This is a genomic window from Pseudohongiella sp. O18, from assembly GCF_021729085.1.
In the GTDB taxonomy this organism is placed as follows: Bacteria; Pseudomonadota; Gammaproteobacteria; order Pseudomonadales; family Pseudohongiellaceae; genus Pseudohongiella.
On the sequence record NZ_JAJSAR010000003.1, the window covers coordinates 49,429 to 66,649 of the forward strand.

The 17,221-nt window shown below is 56.2% G+C and carries 20 protein-coding genes; 5 read left to right on the forward strand and 15 right to left on the reverse strand.

Translation table 11 applies throughout. From position 1 onward, the window contains the following. Positions 1–44: 44 nt before the first annotated feature. From mrdA to LVD14_RS14005, 8 genes are all read right to left on the reverse strand, one after another. Complete coding sequence (gene mrdA, locus LVD14_RS13970) at positions 45–2,009, reverse strand: penicillin-binding protein 2 (RefSeq protein ID WP_237134735.1); 1,965 nt, start codon at positions 2,007–2,009, stop codon at positions 45–47. 87 nt (positions 2,010–2,096) lie between these two features. Next, complete coding sequence (gene rlmH / locus LVD14_RS13975) at positions 2,097–2,567, reverse strand: 23S rRNA (pseudouridine(1915)-N(3))-methyltransferase RlmH (protein ID WP_237134736.1); 471 nt, start codon at positions 2,565–2,567, stop codon at positions 2,097–2,099. After that, positions 2,564–2,926: a ribosome silencing factor gene (gene rsfS / locus LVD14_RS13980; RefSeq protein WP_237134737.1), complete on the reverse strand. Its 363-nt coding sequence runs from the start codon at positions 2,924–2,926 to the stop codon at positions 2,564–2,566. Before rsfS ends, rlmH begins: the two co-directional genes overlap by 4 nt. 31 nt (positions 2,927–2,957) lie before the next feature. Beyond that, complete coding sequence (gene nadD, locus LVD14_RS13985; RefSeq protein ID WP_237134738.1) at positions 2,958–3,614, reverse strand: nicotinate-nucleotide adenylyltransferase; 657 nt, start codon at positions 3,612–3,614, stop codon at positions 2,958–2,960. Beyond that, the gene (locus LVD14_RS13990) at positions 3,611–4,870 is read right to left on the reverse strand and encodes a glutamate-5-semialdehyde dehydrogenase (protein WP_237134739.1); all 1,260 of its coding nucleotides are present in this window, start codon (positions 4,868–4,870) and stop codon (positions 3,611–3,613) included. Before LVD14_RS13990 ends, nadD begins: the two co-directional genes overlap by 4 nt. Before the next feature lie 50 nt (positions 4,871–4,920). Further along, the gene (locus tag LVD14_RS13995; RefSeq protein WP_237134740.1) at positions 4,921–5,877 is read right to left on the reverse strand and encodes a YbgA family protein; all 957 of its coding nucleotides are present in this window, start codon (positions 5,875–5,877) and stop codon (positions 4,921–4,923) included. Further along, positions 5,874–6,155, reverse strand: a complete 282-nt coding sequence (locus tag LVD14_RS14000; protein WP_237134741.1) for a GIY-YIG nuclease family protein — start codon at positions 6,153–6,155, stop codon at positions 5,874–5,876. Before LVD14_RS14000 ends, LVD14_RS13995 begins: the two co-directional genes overlap by 4 nt. Beyond that, positions 6,145–7,050 carry an MBL fold metallo-hydrolase gene (locus LVD14_RS14005; protein ID WP_237134742.1) on the reverse strand — a complete coding sequence of 302 codons (906 nt, stop codon included), beginning with the start codon at positions 7,048–7,050 and terminating at the stop codon, positions 6,145–6,147. Before LVD14_RS14005 ends, LVD14_RS14000 begins: the two co-directional genes overlap by 11 nt. A gap of 209 nt (positions 7,051–7,259) precedes the next feature. Between LVD14_RS14005 and LVD14_RS14010 the strand changes: the two genes are divergently transcribed. The 4 genes from LVD14_RS14010 to LVD14_RS14025 are packed head-to-tail and all read left to right on the forward strand — an operon-like array spanning position 7,260 to position 11,065. Next, positions 7,260–8,441 (forward strand): 3-phosphoglycerate dehydrogenase family protein, encoded by a 1,182-nt coding sequence (locus LVD14_RS14010; protein ID WP_237134743.1) that lies wholly within the window; start codon positions 7,260–7,262, stop codon positions 8,439–8,441. Between the two features lie 37 nt (positions 8,442–8,478). After that, entirely contained in the window at positions 8,479–9,567 is a 1,089-nt protein-coding gene (gene serC / locus LVD14_RS14015; RefSeq protein WP_237134744.1) for a 3-phosphoserine/phosphohydroxythreonine transaminase, read from the forward strand. Next, positions 9,564–10,070 carry a transcription elongation factor GreB gene (gene greB / locus LVD14_RS14020; protein WP_237134745.1) on the forward strand — a complete coding sequence of 169 codons (507 nt, stop codon included), beginning with the start codon at positions 9,564–9,566 and terminating at the stop codon, positions 10,068–10,070. Before serC ends, greB begins: the two co-directional genes overlap by 4 nt. Continuing rightward, complete coding sequence (locus LVD14_RS14025; protein ID WP_237134746.1) at positions 10,067–11,065, forward strand: GlxA family transcriptional regulator; 999 nt, start codon at positions 10,067–10,069, stop codon at positions 11,063–11,065. The genes greB and LVD14_RS14025 overlap by 4 nt, the downstream gene beginning before the upstream one ends. Before the next feature lie 9 nt (positions 11,066–11,074). Here LVD14_RS14025 and LVD14_RS14030 read toward each other — a convergent pair whose 3' ends face one another. The 4 genes from LVD14_RS14030 to LVD14_RS14045 form a co-directional block, all read right to left on the reverse strand. Further along, on the reverse strand, positions 11,075–11,338 hold the full coding sequence (locus LVD14_RS14030; RefSeq protein ID WP_237134747.1) for a DUF1244 domain-containing protein: 264 nt from the start codon (positions 11,336–11,338) through the stop codon (positions 11,075–11,077). 164 nt (positions 11,339–11,502) lie between these two features. After that, positions 11,503–11,919 carry a ribosome hibernation-promoting factor, HPF/YfiA family gene (gene hpf, locus LVD14_RS14035; RefSeq protein ID WP_237134748.1) on the reverse strand — a complete coding sequence of 139 codons (417 nt, stop codon included), beginning with the start codon at positions 11,917–11,919 and terminating at the stop codon, positions 11,503–11,505. 101 nt (positions 11,920–12,020) lie between these two features. After that, positions 12,021–13,070 (reverse strand): lytic transglycosylase domain-containing protein, encoded by a 1,050-nt coding sequence (locus LVD14_RS14040; RefSeq protein ID WP_237134749.1) that lies wholly within the window; start codon positions 13,068–13,070, stop codon positions 12,021–12,023. A gap of 29 nt (positions 13,071–13,099) precedes the next feature. Then, positions 13,100–13,681, reverse strand: coding sequence for a M15 family metallopeptidase (locus tag LVD14_RS14045; RefSeq protein ID WP_237134750.1), 582 nt, complete (start codon positions 13,679–13,681; stop codon positions 13,100–13,102). A 105-nt stretch (positions 13,682–13,786) separates the two neighbouring features. Here LVD14_RS14045 and LVD14_RS14050 point away from each other — a divergent pair, with 105 nt between their 5' ends. Continuing rightward, positions 13,787–15,706 (forward strand): beta-ketoacyl synthase, encoded by a 1,920-nt coding sequence (locus LVD14_RS14050; protein ID WP_237134751.1) that lies wholly within the window; start codon positions 13,787–13,789, stop codon positions 15,704–15,706. Positions 15,707–15,730: 24 nt separating this feature from the next. On the opposite strand, the gene LVD14_RS14055 is transcribed toward LVD14_RS14050, so the two are convergent. Genes LVD14_RS14055 through LVD14_RS14065 form a run of 3 tightly spaced genes read right to left on the reverse strand, consistent with a single transcriptional unit; the run spans position 15,731 to position 17,210 of the window. After that, positions 15,731–16,222, reverse strand: a complete 492-nt coding sequence (locus tag LVD14_RS14055) for a periplasmic heavy metal sensor (RefSeq protein ID WP_237134752.1) — start codon at positions 16,220–16,222, stop codon at positions 15,731–15,733. Beyond that, complete coding sequence (locus LVD14_RS14060) at positions 16,219–16,668, reverse strand: hypothetical protein (protein ID WP_237134753.1); 450 nt, start codon at positions 16,666–16,668, stop codon at positions 16,219–16,221. The genes LVD14_RS14055 and LVD14_RS14060 overlap by 4 nt, the downstream gene beginning before the upstream one ends. Then, positions 16,668–17,210 (reverse strand): sigma-70 family RNA polymerase sigma factor, encoded by a 543-nt coding sequence (locus LVD14_RS14065; protein WP_237134754.1) that lies wholly within the window; start codon positions 17,208–17,210, stop codon positions 16,668–16,670. The genes LVD14_RS14060 and LVD14_RS14065 overlap by 1 nt, the downstream gene beginning before the upstream one ends. Positions 17,211–17,221 lie beyond the last annotated feature (11 nt).

A 17,221-nucleotide genomic window follows, 5' to 3' on the forward strand; every position in this document is an offset into this window, starting at 1 on the left:
AACTACCTTTGTTTCAATCGTATGCGACCCGCAATACTAACGTGTTAGTCACTGCTTGTCAGTAACAGGGACCCGTCATCCACCTGCTCTTGTTCAATGATCGGCAGCAGATACGCGTCCAGCACTTCCCGGGCCAATGGGCCACCAACCGAGCTGCCACCCTCGCCATTCTCTATGAACACCGCCACCGCGATGCGTGATTTGGGGGATGCATCAAACGCAATGAACATCGCATGATTCAGGTGATCCTCATTGACGGTTTCAGGATCCATGCGATTGCCCCGTGCATCAACCTGAACCCCCACCACCTGCGCCGTTCCCGACTTGCCCCCCATCGGATAGGCCAGTGGCTCTGCACCGTGCACGTAGGGATAGGCGGTGCCCTCGTGACGTCGGTGTTCGCGATCGTAAGGTTTGCTGACGGTATGCTCCATCGCCTGTCGCACATAGGCCACGTCTTCGGCTGAAGGGAGCAGCGGCTGCAGCACGTCCTCATCCGCAAAAATAGTGTCCGCAAACTCGCCATCGACACCATTCTGGACAGCCTTTAGCATGCGGGGGCGTTTAAAGACCCCGTGGTTGGCAATCGTCGCCGCCGCGCTGGCCATTTGCAGAGTGGTGGCCTGGAACATGCCATTGCCGAAACCTTCAGGCGGCGTTTCGCCCGGATACCAGGGCTCGCCGCGTGCCTCGCGCTTCCACTCTGGTGATGGCACCAGGCCGGGATTGGCATTGGGAATATCCAGCGCAGTGTTGCTGCCGAAACCCCAGGTCAGCAGATAGTCGTGCAGCGTATCAATGCCAAGTTCAACCGCGATATGACTGAAATAGGTATTGCATGACTGATAAATCGCGCGCTCCAGATCGATGGTGCCGTGTCCTGACTTATCCACCCACCACGTCCAGTCATAGTAAGGCCGGGAACGTCCGGGCAGTCGATAGAAGCCAGGGTCCTGAATGGTAAATTCCTTATCCACAATGCCATGATACAAACCGGCAAGCCCTACGATTGGCTTGATCGTGGAGCCAGGTACTCTGGGGTTGATCGCACGGTTGAACATGGGCGAATAACGTGACCGGTTAAGCTCATTAAGCTGATCACGACTGATACCGGTCACAAACAGATTGGGGTCATAACCTGGTTTGCTGACCATGGCCAGCACGCCTCCTGTGGCAGGATCGATCGCGACAATAGCGCCCCGCCGGTCACCCAGGGCAGCCTCTGCCGCGATCTGAAGCTGAATATCCATGTGCAACTGAATATCCAGCCCGGGTACCGGGTCGGTTCGCCCCAATACGCGCGTGACGCGACCCCGATTATTCTTCTCGACGGTTTCGAAGCCTACAGTACCGTGAAGGTGTTCCTCATAAGTCTTCTCAATGCCAATCTTGCCGATGTGATTGCTGCCACGATAGTTTCGCGATTGCTCTTCATTCATGGCCTGAAGTTCGTCACGGTTAATCTCCGAGACATAACCAATCGAGTGCGCTGTGGCTTCACCATACGGGTAATAACGCAGCAGTTGCGCCTCGACAGCAAAACCAGGCAATTTGTGCTGATTGACCGCAATATGGGCAATTTCCTCGTCATTCAGCTGAAACTTCAATGGCACTGACGTGTGAGGTACGGACCGTCTCTGCAGTCGCTCCCGGTATTGTTCCAGGTCCTCATCGGTGAGCGGTATGAAGTCGCGAACCACTTCCAGTGATTTTTCAAAATCAGTAGCCGTCTCTCGAACTACCGTCAGGTTGAAAATTGGCCGATTGTCCGCCAGCAGACTGCCGTTGCGATCGTAGATCAGTCCGCGCGTGGGAGGTATGAACTGGGAATGGAGTCGGTTGCCATCAGAACGCGCTGAAAAGTAATCATGGTTGAAAAGCTGCAGGTTGAGCATCCATCCCGCGAGGATTAATACCAGCAGCGTCACGAACCCGGCCGCGAAAATCAATCGACCGTGAAAAACCCGTATCTCTTGTTTATGCTCATCCAAACGGAATTTGTGTGCCATAGTGTCCTGGTGTCAGCGCTCGTCCGGGCCATCATGCCCTGGAAACCTAAGTAGACAGGCTATTTATCAATTAGTTTACACGTAATTTCAGGCGCGATGGTAGGGATGACCATTGATCACACTCCAGACACGATAAATCTGTTCTGCGATCAAAATTCGAACCAGCGGGTGAGGCAGCGTCAGTGCCGACAGCGACCACTTTTCCGATGCCTTTTGCAGGCATCTGGGTGACAGTCCGTCGGGCCCGCCCACAAGCAGACTCAGATGAGAACCATTGTCACGGATATCAGATACCCGTGAAGCCATCTGCTCTGTGCTTAATGCTTTGCCCTGCACATCCAGCGCAACCAGATAGTCACGTGTGCCGACTTTGGCCAGGAGACTGTCTGCCTCCTGCTCCATCATCTGCTCCACATTCAGATTTTTGCTGCGCCGCGCCATTGGCACTTCAATCAGGTTCAGGGCAAAATCGGCTGGCAGCCGCTTTTGATACTCCTGCACGCCCTGACTGACCCAGTCAGGCATGCGGGTACCCACAGATATCAGATTGATGTTCACTCTTTGTCGGCGGCTCGCTTGTCATTTGCTGATTGCGGACGGAAGCTCCACAGGTCTTCCAGTCGATACAGCGCGCGGGTGGCACCCAGCATGAGGTGCACGACCACGTTGCCCAGATCAACCAGCACCCATTCGGCCTGTTCCCGGCCTTCGACACTGTTTACCGGCGCGCCTGCCTGTTTGACCTTGACCACAACCTCATCCGCCAGTGCCTTGATATGGGTACTGGATGTTCCTGTACATATCACCATGGCGTCCGTTAAAGGTGTCAGGTCAGCCACGTCAAACACTTCGATCTGCTGACCCTTGATATCCTCCAGCGCCGTTTTGATGACTTCAATCAGTTGCTTGTTTTCCAATGCTTGCAATCTCCTGCCCGTGGGCATGCGGTTATCTGTATAGTTTATGCGTTTTGATGTAGTCGGCGACGACTGTTGGCAAATCGTCAATCGCTATGGTACCGGTTTGCCGTGCATCCCGGCGAACTCGTGTTGATGACTGGGGCAGTTTGATTCCTGTTACAAACAAAATTCGGCCAGCCCGCGTGTCGAACAAATCTTCCTGTTTCGACACCAGACGTGCCGCCAGCTCCGTCTGCAGTGCTGGTTCTGCATTCGCCTGCGAGAGTTCATCACGGCTGACCACACACAAATGTGCCAAGTCCAGGATATCCCGCCAGCGGTGCCAGCTGGGCAGCGACAGAAAACTGTCCATGCCCATAATATAGACCATGGCTGCCTGCGGAAATTCCGCGCGCAGACTGCCAAGCGTATCGACCATGTAGGAAATACCTGGTCGCTGCAATTCTCGCGTGTCTACAACAAAGCCCGGATAGTCCGCGATGGCGGCTTCCATCATGGCCAGCCGGTGCTCAGCGCTGGTGTTAGCGCCCGCGCGATGCCCCGGAACAGAACAGGGAATCAGACGCACCTGGTCCAGATTCAGTTTCAACTGAGCCGTTTGCGCCACCCGAAGGTGTCCAGTGTGCACCGGGTCGAACATGCCACCCATGATTCCCAGTCGCATGCTCGCCGAGGTATTGATCATGTGCGGATGTGACCGTCACCAATCACGATATATTTCTGCGAAGTAAGGCCTTCCAGCCCAACCGGACCACGCGCGTGCAGTTTGTCGGTCGAAATGCCGATTTCTGCACCCAGGCCATACTCAAATCCATCAGCGAATCGAGTCGACGCATTGATCATCACCGAGCTGGAATCCACTTCCCGGAGAAATCGCTGCGCACGGTTGAAGTCCTCGGTCACGATTGACTCGGTATGAGCCGAACTGTGGAGATTGATATGCTCGATCGCTTCATCCAGACCAGCGACAATTTTCACCGAGAGAATGGGCGCCAGATACTCTTCGTCCCAGTCGGCAGCGCTGGCTTCTCCGGCACCGGGAATCAATGGCAGTGACTGCGAACAGGCGCGCCACTCGATCTGGTGCGGCGCCATCGCTTCAGCCAGCTGCGGCAGAACCTCAGCGGCAACCGCCTCGGCAACCAGCAGGGACTCCAGTGTATTGCAGGTCCCGTAACGCTGTGTCTTGGCATTCAGCGTGATTTTTACCGCCTTCTCCAGATCAGCGCGGTCATCAATATAAACATGGCAATTGCCGTCTAGATGTTTGATGACCGGCACACGAGACTCGGTGCTGATGCGTTCAATCAGGCCTTTGCCGCCGCGTGGCACGATGACATCGACGTACTGCGGCATGGTGATCAACCGGCCGACCGCTTCACGGTCAGTGGTATCAATTACCTGCACGGCATGTTCGGTCAGACCAGCAGCTGCCAGCCCCTGGCGGATACAGGCCGCGATCGCCTGATTGGAGTGAAGCGCCTCTGAGCCGCCGCGCAGAATGGCAGCATTGCCTGATTTGAGACACAGACTGGCAGCCTCACAGGTCACGTTGGGTCGAGATTCATAAATGATACCGATGACACCAAGCGGCACGCGCATTTTGCCAACCTGGATACCACTGGGGCGATAGCGCATGTCGCTGATCTCGCCCACTGGATCCTGCAGCGCCGCAACCTGCCGCAGGCCTTCCACCATGCCATCAATTCTGGCCGGTGTCAGGGCCAGGCGATCAAGCATGGCCGCATCAAGACCCTTGGCCTTGCCGGCTTCCAGGTCGCGCGCATTGGCACTCTCCAGTTCAGCGCGACTGCTTTCAATAGCATCGGCCATTGCCAGCAGTGCCTGGTTTTTCTGGCCGGTAGTCGCCGCCGCAGTGATACGGGACGCCTGTCTGGCCTGTGAGCCTACCTTGTCCATGTAGGCCGCGATATCGCTCATTTGAATGAATCCGCAGTGAAAAGTTTGGAAAGGCGCGCATTATAGCGCACTCAGATGTGATTCTGCAGGGCCATTTCCGCCGGGTAGGGATGCATGTACCAGGAACGCTCAATGTACTCGACCGGATTGCGGCGAAAATGATGATTCAGGAGTGTAATGGGCACAATCAGGGGCAACAGCCCTTTGTGATACCGTTCCAGCATCTCGCGTAATTCCTCTTTGTCCTGCGCATCCAGCTGCTCTTTCAGATAACCCTGAATATGCTGCAGCACATTAACGTGATCGCCACGTGAAGCACGCTCCTTCAGCGCCTGCATCAGCTCAGGCAGGTACTGTTTGGCCACCTCGAAGACGTTGTCCTTGCGCGCGCTGGCCACCAGCGGCCCCAGACGGCGATAGGCTTTCTGGCAGTGGCTCATCAGTATCAGTTTGTGACGTGCATGAAAATCCGTTAGGGAAGCCACTGACAACCCATCAGCCACCAGTTGTCGCCAGCGATTCATCACGTAGACCCGCTGAATGAAGTTCTCCCGCAACACGGCATCACCAAGTCGCCCTTCCTCTTCCACCGGCAGCTCCGGAAAACGCTCCATCATACGTGCTGCGAATATGCCGGCGCCCTCGCGAGGCGCATGCCCCGGACCGTACACCTTCACCCGCTCCATACCGCAGCTGGGTGAATCTTTTTTCAGTATAAACCCGCACATCTCACCCACCCAATGGGCCTGGGCATCAGCGCTGGCGGTCAGCTTGTCCGTGTAGTCGAGGGTATCGTCCTCAAAATCAACGCAGCGTACTTCGTCTTCCCGCTTGACCAGCCGGATTGGACGCCGGGGAATGCCAAGGCCAATATCAACCTCCGGACAGAAGGTGCGAAACTCAAAATACTGTCCCAGCGTGCGCTGAATGTAGGAGTGCTGTTTGTGGCCCCCGTTGAAGCGCACCTCTTCGCCCACCAGGCAGGCACTGATGCCAACCGGGATTTTTTGATGCTGGTGCTCGTTCATGATGTGATATCCAGTTGCAGTTGGCCGGCAATCAGTTGCAGTTTTTCTGCGCGGCTCAGTTGTTTGATTTTATATTCCAGCTGCCGTGCTGTGCGTTGATCAACGCTCTGCGTCACATAGACCAGCTCCAGCGGACCACGCCCCCGCAGGTAACGTGCAGTCCGGGCACCCTGTGCCTGATGCTCGGCGAAGCGCCGGGCGACGTCGGTACTGATACCGGTGTATAGGCTGTCGTCACCGCAGCGAACCACGTAGACATGCCAGCCATCATTGACCACCGATCAGACTCCACAGAGCTGAATCGTCGCTGGCAGCGCTGTTCTGCTGACTGCCCTGCTGGCGGGCGCGACCTTCTCTTTCCAGTTTCAGCAGATGTGCCAGCAGTGTCTTCTCAGCCCATGGCAACAAATGGGCTGGAACATCATCATACACCGGGACCACCAGCTGCTTCAGCGTGACTGGCTGAATGTCTGCAAGATGAGTGATGATTTTCAGCTCGCGGCGCTGACGATGACGAATCAGGGCGCTGATCATCTGCTCCGGGTCGCTCATCAACTCTCCGTGTCCGGGCGCCAGATACTGCAGCGGCAGACTACGCAACTGCTGCAGCGAGTCCAGATAGTCCTTCATGTCACCATCAGGCGGCAGTATGACCGGCGTCGTGCCTTGCAGAATGTGATCCCCGGTGAACAGCAGCGATTGTTCCTCCAGCAGAAAACACAGATGATTGGAAACATGTCCAGGTGTGCTGATCAGGCGCATGGTAAAACCATCACATTCGATACGCTCCTGGTCTTTGTAGATGCGGGATGGCTGAAACCCGGTATCCTGATAGGCCGCCTCCGGTGGTGCTGCCAGACCGATCAGTTCCGCACCGGTAGCCCGGTGCAGTGCCATGGCCCCCGGCGAGTGGTCACCATGCGTATGAGTGACAAAAATCCATTCCAGCGGCCGTCCCTCGAGCGCCGCCTCAATGGCGGCAATATGCTCTGGGAGCGCCGGGCCTGGATCCACCAGCGCCATGCTCTCCGAACCGATCAGATAGGTATTGGTGCCCGGCCCGGTCATGGTGCTGGCATTGGGGCACAGAATCCGGTGCACGGGCACCTCGCCGGGTTGGAGTCCGTCGCGCAGCAGAGTCGGCCTGCCGACGACAAATCGGGAATTATCCATGCTCATGTTGTGCCAGTAAGTTGCAAGAGCGCCAATGATAACGGCTTCACCCGTTCATGACCATGTCACGCGGACAGACCCGGCCAGGGTGGTTTTCACCGACGATTCACGCTATAAATGGCTCCTTTTTTGGCCGTCAGGTTAATGTCCCCGAGGATTGCGACCGGAAAGGGCCATCGACAACAATAAATAATGCAGGGCAGAGACACATGTACAAGATCACAACCTACAATCAGATCTCGGAAAAAGGCATAAATCGATTCACGTCGTCGCACTATCAGGTAGGCGGTATCCAGGACCAGGCCGATGCCATCCTGCTGCGCAGCCACAAACTCGCCCCTGAAGAACTGAATGACTCAGTCCGTGCTGTCGCCCGCGCCGGCGCAGGCGTCAATAATGTGCCGGTCAGCCACTGCACTGAACGAGGTATTGTTGTCTTTAATACACCCGGCGCCAACGCCAACGCGGTCAAGGAGCTGGTTCTGACCGGCATGCTGCTGGCGTCGCGCGGCATTTTGCCGGGCATGGCCTTCGTAGACACCCTTAATGAAATGACCGACAACGCAGCAATGTCCAAACTGCTGGAAGCCGAGAAGAAGCGTTTCGCCGGCCAGGAGCTGGCAGGTAAAACACTTGGTATCGTCGGCCTGGGCGCCATCGGCTCCATGGTGGCCGGCATGGCAATCGATCTGGGTATGACAGTGCTTGGCTACGATCCGGCCCTGTCCGTTGATGCCGCATGGCGACTGCCGAGCCAGGTTCACAAAATCGAGAACCTGAGCGCGCTGATGGCCAATGCTGACTTTGTCAGTCTGCACCTGCCGGTACTGGACAGCACGCGCAATCTGATCAATGCAGACCTGGTGTCGGCGATGAAACCGGGCTTGTGTCTGCTGAACTTTGCCCGCGACGAGATCGTCGATCACGACGCAGTCATTGCCGGCCTGAACAGCAAGCAGCTGCGATTGTACGTCAGTGACTTCCCGCGGCATGAACTGATCGGCAGGGAAGATGTGATCCTGACGCCGCACATCGGCGCAAGCACCGCCGAAGCCGAAGAAAATTGCGCCATTATGGCAGCAGAACAGCTGAAGGATTTTCTGGAGAATGGTAATATCCGGAACTCGGTCAATTTCCCGTTCCTGACCCTGGATCGGGTGCCTGGCGCCGATGCTGGTACCCGCCTGGCCATTACCAATAAAAACGTCCCCGGCATGTTGGGAAAAATCCTGTCTGTGCTTGCTGACCAGAACATCAACGTGGTGGACATGATCAACAAGAGCCGGGACGAGATTGCCTATAACCTGATAGACCTCGCCAGCGCGCCTTCTGACGCCGCTGTGGCTGCAATTGCCAATACCGCTGATGTCATCAGAGTGACCCGTTTATAAACACCTACTGAGTCAATTAGTTGCAGGAACCAATGCTATGAAACGTGTGTACAATTTTGGGGCCGGACCGGCCATGCTGCCAACGTCAGTCATGGAACAGGCGCGTGATGAGATGCTCGACTGGAACGGCATGGGCATCTCTGTGGTAGAAATCAGCCACCGCAGCAAGGAGTTTGAGGCTCTGCTGACGGAAACCGACGAGCTGATCCGGGAAGTATCCGGCCTGCCCGATAACTTTGAGATTCTGTACATGCACGGTAGCGCCCAGATGCAGTTCGCGGCAGTACCGTTCAACCTGCTGGGACTGAACCCAGCACACAAGGCAGCCTACGTAGAGACAGGTAATTTCGCGCAGCTCGCCCGCAAAGAAGCCTCCCGCTTCGGCAATATCACCATCGCCGCCAGCAGCGAGGCCAGCAACTTTGACCATATTCCCGAGCTTGACGTCAGCGCGCTGGACCCGGATACCTCTTATGTCCACCTGACCAGCAACAATACAATTTTCGGTACACGCTGGAATCAGTTCCCTGACACAGGCAAGATTCCACTGGTTGCCGACATGACTTCAGAACTGCTGTCACGCAAACTGAACTTTGACCAGTTTGGCCTGATTTTCGCTGGCCTGCAGAAAAACCTGGGCCCCTCAGGCATGGCCGTGGTACTGGTCCGCAAAGACCTGATTGGTCACGCGCTGCCGCAGACGCCGTCGCTGCTCAATTACGCGACCTTCGAAAAAAATCACTCCATGCCCAACACCATCAACACATTCGCCATCTACATCATGAATCTGATGCTCAAATGGCTGAAAGCTCAGGGCGGACTGCCGGCTATCGAACAGCTTAACGCGGAAAAAGCCAAGCTGCTTTATGATGTGATTGACAGCCATGATTTCTACATCGGCTCTGCTCAAAAGGCACATCGCTCACACATGAATGTGACCTTTAACCTGAAAGACAGCGCGCTCGACAAGAAATTCCTGGATGAGGCTCTGGCACGTGACCTCTACGCGCTGAAGGGCCACCGTCTGGTAGGTGGCATCCGGGCGTCAATCTATAACGCCATGCCACTGGAAGGCTGCCAGACACTGGCAGACTTCATGAAGGAGTTTGCTCAGCAGAACGGATGAGCCGCTACCGACCACCTGCCCCGCCAAAATCCAACTACCTGACCGCAGAGGGCGAAGCCCGACTGCGGCAGGAGCTGGATACCCTCTGGCGTGAGGAACGGCCCCTGGTCACACAGCAGGTCAGTGATGCAGCTGCACTGGGTGATCGATCCGAAAATGCCGAATACATCTACGGCAAAAAACGGCTGCGTGAAATCGACCGGCGGGTGCGTTATTTACGCAAACGACTGGAGGCCGCCACGGTGGTCCGCCGCCCCCCCGATGACACGAACAAAGTCTATTTTGGCGCCTGGGTGGAGCTTGAGAATGAGGCCGGCGACGTGAATCAGTACCGTATCGTTGGCCCCGACGAAGTCGGCGACCATGACGGCTACATCAGCATGGATGCACCTCTGGGTCGAGCGCTGCTTGGCCGCCAGCTTGACGATGAAGTTACAATCAATTCCCCTACTGGCCGCGCCAGCTACTGGATTGTCTCAATTCGTTATAACATGCAGCCATGAAACGTGTCTGCATGCTGGCCCTGCCCGAGGCTCTGGCCTCCAGCGTATCCATACCACTGGAGATGATGAGTGCTGCCGACACGATTCACGGGCTGCGGCAGCACCGACGCCAGCGAGAGCTGCAACTGGATATTGTTGCCGAGCACATAGAACCGTTGCCCATGACCGCCGGCATCTCGCTGACGCCGACCACCTCTATTGACCAGGTAGCGGAAAGCAATCTGGTTTTCATTCCTGCGCTGTGGGGCAATCCGCGCGCGGCAGTGCGGCGCCATGCGCAGATGGTTGACTGGCTGCAGCAGCAATATCAGCGAGGCGCCACCTTCTGCAGCGTCGGTACAGGCAGCTACTTCCTGGCAGAGGCGGGACTGCTGGACGATCGCACGGCGACGACTCATTGGCGCTACTTTGACGATTTTTCCAGAGAGTATCCTCGCGTCAATCTCCAGCGAAAACGCTTTATCACACACCAGGACAGGCTGTATTGCACGGGCAGCGTCAATGCTGTGCGCGATGTCATGCTGCATTTTGTCGAAGTACTGTTTGATGCGCAGATCGCGGACGAAGTGGCGCGCCATTTCACACACGAACTCAAACGCTCATTCGAAGCCCTGCTGCTGGCGACTGATCAAAAGAACAGCCATCACGACGAGCAGATCATCAAGGTTCAGGAGTGGTTGCAGAAACACTACGCGGAAACGATCAACCTCACCGAGGTGGCAAAACGCTTCGGTCTGAACAGCCGCACGTTCAATCGTCGCTTTCGCCTTGCGGCCGGCAAGACGCCCATGCAGTATCTGCAGGAAGTTCGCGTTGACCAGGCACGCGAGTTGCTCAAACAGAGCAACCTCAGTATTGCGGAAATCGCCTTTGCTGTTGCTTACCAGGACGTCAGTTATTTTACGGGGCTATTCAAGCGTCTGCAGGGGGTAACCCCAAATGCTTACCGACGACTGGTGCGCAACAAGGTGTTCAACGTGCACCAGGAAGGGTGACAGCCCACGCTAACGAGGTGTCTGATATTTTTCTTTCCATTCAGCGTAGGGCATGCCATAGACCCGTTCCCTTGCCTGCTCATAATCCATGGCAACTCCCCGCTCCTGCGCTTCAGCCGCATACCACTTGGCAAGACAATTACGACAGAATCCGGCCAGCTCCATCAAATCGATGTTTTGTACCTGCTTGTTTTCATCCAGGTGTCTCAGCAGTCGCCGGAATGCGGCTGCCTCAAGCTCTGTTCGCAGCACGTCGTTTTTTGCATCAGACATAAAACACTAACCTCAACTATTCATGAATAGTCGAAAGTGTAACTTGAAAGGTGGTTGCGAGCGAAGTTCGGTGGCGGGTTCTGAGCTTGAAAATTCGTACTTTCTGTCAGGAGAGGCCCGCCGCAGCAGACCTCCCCCGTCACATTGACGATCGACCGTGGTCGTTAGCCGGTAGCGCTGGTGTATTCCGGCTCTTCGTCATCGGCCAGATCGCCCATGCCGTCATCAACGGCTTCCGGCATTTTGTGGATGGCTTCTTTGCGGTGTTTTTTGTCGACAGACTTCAACTGGCGCTCGGCGGCATTAAACGCGTCGCGAATCGCCACATAGAGATCTTCGTGTGCGTGATTGTCATGCTGCTCCTGCGTAACAACCACAGGCTTGTTCGGGGTATGTAATTCAAGGGTCACGGAATAGACTTTACCCTTGTGGTGGTTGTTGTGGGGCGAATCAAGAACCACACGACCACCTATGATGTCACTGCAGAAGCGACGCAATTTATCGATTCGCTTGTTAACGGCGTCAACAATAGCTTCTGTTTGTTCGAGATTGTGAAACACTACCTGAAATTCATTGGACATAATCACTTGTCTCCTGATTTAACGGTGATCACTTTTCTATTTTTTTGGTCACTTTATAGGTCAACTCCTCCTCGGCTGTATCAGCCAGTTTGCGGACGTGATCAGAAACTGTCGGCCAGTCTGGCAACCGCCAGCGCGTAGTTATTCGCGCAGTTGTAGCTCAGCAGGGCACGGAAGTTCTGGTAGGTCAAAAATGCAGGCCCATCGGCGCCATCTGGCAACACAATGGATGCTGCGATGTCTGAAGTCGGTAAGTCGCTGCCATCAGCCTGGCGCACGCCCTCAAGCTGCCACTCGTCCACCGGACGCTGCACAGTATGGCGACGCAGCACACTGCATGAGTAGCTGACATTCTCCTGACTCCACTGCGAGGCGCGATCGTGGTAGTCGGCAGGCAGTGTGACTTGCCGTCCCCAGCGCTCACCAGACTGCCAGCCGGCATTACGCAGGTAATTGGCAATAGACGCAAAGACATCAGCCTCGGTCGTCCAGATGTCGACCCGGCCGTCGCCGTCAAAATCTACCGCGTGGTTGATAAAGCTGGAGGGCATGAACTGGCTTTGTCCCATGGCGCCAGCCCAGGAGCCTTTCATGTTCGGATGGTCGATATGACCCTCCTGAAGAATGCGCAGTGCGGACAGCAGCTCACCCCGGAAGTAGGCAGCGCGGCGCGGGTCGTAGGCCAGCGTGGCGAGGGCACGAATCACGTCCGTGCCACCTGTGAAATTGCCGTAATTGGTTTCGATACCCCATATGGCGACGATAAAGCGGGCCGGCACACCATATTCGGCAGCCACCTGGTTTAGCACATCGCGGTGCTGCGCCATGCGCGTCCTGCCAGTCTGGATGCGCCAGTCCGTCACACGCTTGTCTAGATACTGAGCCAGCGTTTCGACAAATTCGGCCTGATTACGGTCGTTGCTTACAACCTGAGGGATGGGCGCCAACCCTGTCAGCGCCTGATCGATGATATCTTCGGAGATGCCGGCTTCTCTTGCCTCGGCGATTAGCTGCTGCAGCCACTGTTGAAACTCGGGATCAGGAGCAGCGACTTCACTGTCTGACTGGGCACTAACTTTCCATCCAGCGAATGACAGGACCACTATCGTCACACATGCCATTCGGGTCAAACCAAACCACAATCGAGTCATCAAACACATACTCCCATGATGATTTCAGCCTACTCCTTAAATTCAGTTTTGTCTAACAGATGCGCGTCGATTGTCTCGTGATAGCACCAGTGCCAGGGCTCGTAACAGATCATTCCGGTACCTCCCTCAGGATAGGACAACAAAAATCCGTAATCCTCCGCATTGGCCGTTAACCAGGCGTAAGCAGCTGTACTATCGAACTCTGTCTCCAGTGGTTTGCTGCCCGGTGTGCCGATGTCAATGGCACGCCCGGTGTGGTGCTCGCTGAAACCGGGGGCCGCAGTGTAGGCAAGGACATCTTCAAGCGTCCGACCAGAGGCAAGCTTGCGTTTGATCAGGTCTGCCTGATAAGCCACACTGCGAAATGCCGAGATCAATTGCAGAGTAATGCCGTCACGCGCAGCCGCTGCCTGCATGGCCTGCCAGGCCCGCAAGGCCACTGGCGTCAACTGCACGGGACGCTGGAACATGTCATGACCCGCATCAACCAGCCGATCTGGCTCGGGATGAAACGGCAACCCCGAAGTAGTGGGGTAATCGGCCGGGATCCCCAGTCGGGCAAACAAGGACTGTAGCTCGTCAATTGACGAGACAGGTGTCTTAAATGCCATATTGTTTGACTGTAACGACATAATTGCACAAAGGGTGTTTAGCTATATTACTCATATCGTAGCAGTCGTTGCACTGGCCGTCATAGCGTAAAGGAGAATTATCGGATGACAGCACTTCCCGTGATTATTGGCTTCGGCGGGATCAACCCGGCAGGCCGCAGTTCCTCACATCATGGGTATCGCCGCATGATAATGGATCAGCTGGCCGCGCAGGATGCGATGCAGACCAGAGCCAGCCTGGCCAGCCTGATGGGGCTGCTGCAATGGCACGAAGGCCGCTGGTTCAATCCGACCGATAACAAAGCCGTCGAGCTCGAACCCTACCTGATGAGCATTGATGCACAGCTGAAGCACGGCACACTTATCCGGAAACTTGAAAACAATCTGTTTGATCCCGCTCGCCTGCCCTACCACAAAAAGGCCGTGCTGAACGCCAGCGATACCAGCCCGATCCGGTTCCGTATGCGGCGCCAGCACTTGCCAGATCGAATACCAATGGACTGGCTGCTGAGTGATGCCGGCAATGGGCTGGTTGATGTCGAAATCCCCACATCGCTGGAGATCATGACCGAGAACACACGTAAATCTGCGGTCAACTCTGCGGGCCAGCTGCCCAGCGGATTTGATCCGCGGGCGCTCTATCAGTCGCGCAATCATCCGCGCGGTTTGCAGATGACGGTGTTCGGCGCCAGTGATGCGATACAGTCACTGGGTGTAGATTGGCAGACCGTACTCCAGCATGTATCAGCTGATCAGATCAGTGTGTACGCCGGCAGCAGCATGAGCCAGCTCGACTATGACGGCAACGGCGGACTGCTGCAGGCACGTCTGCTTGGCAAAAAAGTCAGTTCCAAGCAACTGGCCCTGGGTTTTGCTGAAATGCCAGCTGACTTTATCAATGCCTATGTACTGGGCAATTTAGGGACAACCGGCACTAACGCAGCAGCGTGTGCTACATTCCTCTATAACCTGCGCCAGGGTATCCGCGACATTCGAAACGGTACCCACCGACTGGTTATTGTCGGCACCGCCGAAGCACCACTGGTACCGGAGGTGATGGATGGCTACCACACCATGGGCGCCCTGGTGGACGATGCAGCGCTGCTGGCACTGGATGCTGACAAAGGACTGAGTGCCCCGGATCATCGCCGGGCCTGCCGCCCGTTTGGCAATAATGCTGGATTCACACTGGGTGAGTCAGCACAGTTTGTCATCCTTTGTGACGACAAACTGGCTCTGGAACTGGGCGCCAATATTTACGGGTCAGTCAACGATGTATTCGTCAATGCCGACGGCTACAAGAAATCCATATCCAGCCCGGGCGCCGGTAACTACATCACCATGGCGAAGGCGATGGCGGCAACCGCGGCTGTTATTGGCGAACAGGGCCTGCAGCAACGCAGTTACGTGCAGGCACACGGCACTGGCACCCCTCAGAATCGCGTGACCGAGTCTCATATCTTCAACACGCTGGCACAAACCTGGGGCATTAAAAACTGGCCTGTCACTGCACTCAAGACCTATGTCGGACACTCTCTGGCGTCTGCATCCGGCGACCAGCTGGTAGCCAGCCTGGGTGTGTGGCAGTACGGCATCATTCCGGGCATCACCACGGTGGATAAAATTGCCGACGATGTACATGGCAGCCACCTCAATTTTCTGCTGAACCACACTGAAGTTGGCGCGGATGCGATGGATGCTGTGCTGATCAATGCCAAAGGTTTCGGCGGCAACAATGCCACTGCCTCCGTGCTGTCGCCACAGCAGACACGCAAAATGCTGGAGAAGCGGCACGGCAAGTCGGCGACCGCGGCCTGGGCCGAACGCAATGAATCAGTCAAGCAGAAAATTGCTGACTATGACGAGTCGGTTCGACGCAATACTGCCGAGGTCATTTATCGATTTGACCACAATGTACTCGGAGGCGAAGAGCTGGGAATCAGCCGTGATGCCATCAAGGTGCCAGGACACACACACGAAATATCAACCCGCCACCAGTCGCCTTACGGGGATATGCTTGACTGACGGCACCAGCGCCTCAGTCAGGCACTATTGCGGCGTCAATGGGGCATCCGCAGGCGGACGTCTTTCAACAGGTGGTCGTTCATCTCCACGCCTGGCGCTCAGTCGACGCAACGCCTGCTGCCTCTGCTCAACCGTCAGCCGGCTCATCATATCGACCAATTGACCGTGACTGCGCTCCTGATACGCCACACTGGCCTGTCGCAGTCTTGCAAAAGCGCCCGTTAGCGCCTCACTGTCCAGAGGTTCCTGAACCAGCAACTGATTTACTTCACGTTGCGCCTGAAGCATCTGACGCCGCACCTGTCGTAACTCCTCGTTAGCCAGCCGCATCTGCGACTGCACTCTATCGCGCGCCTGCGGATCCAGTGACTGATTCATCCACATCATGCCTACAGGTGCAGGCGGCGGCTCTGGCCCGTCGAACAGCTGCGCACCTACTACACCTGCCAGAAACAGATTCACGCCTGTCGACACCAGCAAGGCGACGACCAACATGTTCTTTCGTAAAAGCATCATGGCGTTTCCTCAACTAATTCACCCAGCGCCATCCAGTACAACTCCTCATCGGTGGTCAGCCAGGTGTTCGCATCACTGTCCAGATTCAACTGCATGCCAACATAAAGACCCAGCATCAGGGGAATACACGCCAGCACTGCGGGTCGCCACCATTGAGCTACACCAGCTGAGGTAACCGCCATCAGCCAGTGCCCTGCCCACCCCAGAATGCCTGGTCGACGAGGCGGTAAGGGCTGAGCCAGCAGACGCGCCTCAAGACCCGCAAATGCCGGAGTCTGCGAATCGCTTAACCAGCTGTCCAGAGCCTGTGCATTTTTCAGCTCAGCAAGCAGCTCGGGATAGTTGTCCAGGCACTGCTCGGCGAGCTCGCGCTCGGCCGCTGGCCATCGCTGCAGGTCTCCACCGTAGGCGTCAATCAGACTGATCAGTCGATCTCTCGACAACATTATTTATCCTCCGCGGACATTTGACTCTTCAGGGCTCGGCGCGCACGCGCGAGCAAGGACTCCAGCGCATCAACCGATACATCAAGCACATCGGCTGCCTGCTGATTCGATAAGCCCTGGTAGTGGACCAGAATCAGAGCGCTGCGCTGTCGCTCGGGCAGTCCGCCAATCAGTTGCTGCAACCGTTCGTGTTGACGCTGCGCAGCCAGCCCCTGGTCGGCAGCTGCTGCGCCGGTATCAATAACGCTATCAAGGTCTGCGTCAATTGCCTGCGCTGACCGCTTCCGCAGATTATCGACACACAGGTTGTGCGCGATACGGTGCAGCCAGGCGGACACATTGCCCCGTGCGGGATCCCAGCGCGCTGCCTGGGTCCATAACTTCAGGAAGGTCTCCTGCGCAACATCTTCAGCCTCAGCCTGGCTGCCCAGCAAGCGGTAAGCATAAGCAGCTATCAGACGACCATACTGATGGACCGCGCGGGCATAGGCATCCTGCCGTCCAGCAACGATTGCCTGCATCATCTGCTCTTCAATCGACATATGTCTTGCCT

Coding starts and splice junctions, on each gene's coding strand:
- LVD14_RS14040 (WP_237134749.1), bottom strand. CDS start 13,070: ATGACTCGATTGTGGTTTGGTTTGACCCGAATGGCATGTGTGACGATA.
- LVD14_RS14010 (WP_237134743.1), top strand. CDS start 7,260: ATGTACAAGATCACAACCTACAATCAGATCTCGGAAAAAGGCATAAAT.
- LVD14_RS14025 (WP_237134746.1), top strand. CDS start 10,067: ATGAAACGTGTCTGCATGCTGGCCCTGCCCGAGGCTCTGGCCTCCAGC.
- LVD14_RS14060 (WP_237134753.1), bottom strand. CDS start 16,668: ATGTTGTCGAGAGATCGACTGATCAGTCTGATTGACGCCTACGGTGGA.
- LVD14_RS14005 (WP_237134742.1), bottom strand. CDS start 7,050: ATGGATAATTCCCGATTTGTCGTCGGCAGGCCGACTCTGCTGCGCGAC.
- hpf (WP_237134748.1), bottom strand. CDS start 11,919: ATGTCCAATGAATTTCAGGTAGTGTTTCACAATCTCGAACAAACAGAA.
- LVD14_RS14050 (WP_237134751.1), top strand. CDS start 13,787: ATGACAGCACTTCCCGTGATTATTGGCTTCGGCGGGATCAACCCGGCA.
- LVD14_RS14065 (WP_237134754.1), bottom strand. CDS start 17,210: ATGTCGATTGAAGAGCAGATGATGCAGGCAATCGTTGCTGGACGGCAG.
- nadD (WP_237134738.1), bottom strand. CDS start 3,614: ATGATCAATACCTCGGCGAGCATGCGACTGGGAATCATGGGTGGCATG.
- LVD14_RS14045 (WP_237134750.1), bottom strand. CDS start 13,681: ATGGCATTTAAGACACCTGTCTCGTCAATTGACGAGCTACAGTCCTTG.
- LVD14_RS13995 (WP_237134740.1), bottom strand. CDS start 5,877: ATGAACGAGCACCAGCATCAAAAAATCCCGGTTGGCATCAGTGCCTGC.
- serC (WP_237134744.1), top strand. CDS start 8,479: ATGAAACGTGTGTACAATTTTGGGGCCGGACCGGCCATGCTGCCAACG.
- LVD14_RS14055 (WP_237134752.1), bottom strand. CDS start 16,222: ATGATGCTTTTACGAAAGAACATGTTGGTCGTCGCCTTGCTGGTGTCG.
- mrdA (WP_237134735.1), bottom strand. CDS start 2,009: ATGGCACACAAATTCCGTTTGGATGAGCATAAACAAGAGATACGGGTT.
- LVD14_RS13990 (WP_237134739.1), bottom strand. CDS start 4,870: ATGAGCGATATCGCGGCCTACATGGACAAGGTAGGCTCACAGGCCAGA.
- greB (WP_237134745.1), top strand. CDS start 9,564: ATGAGCCGCTACCGACCACCTGCCCCGCCAAAATCCAACTACCTGACC.
- LVD14_RS14030 (WP_237134747.1), bottom strand. CDS start 11,338: ATGTCTGATGCAAAAAACGACGTGCTGCGAACAGAGCTTGAGGCAGCC.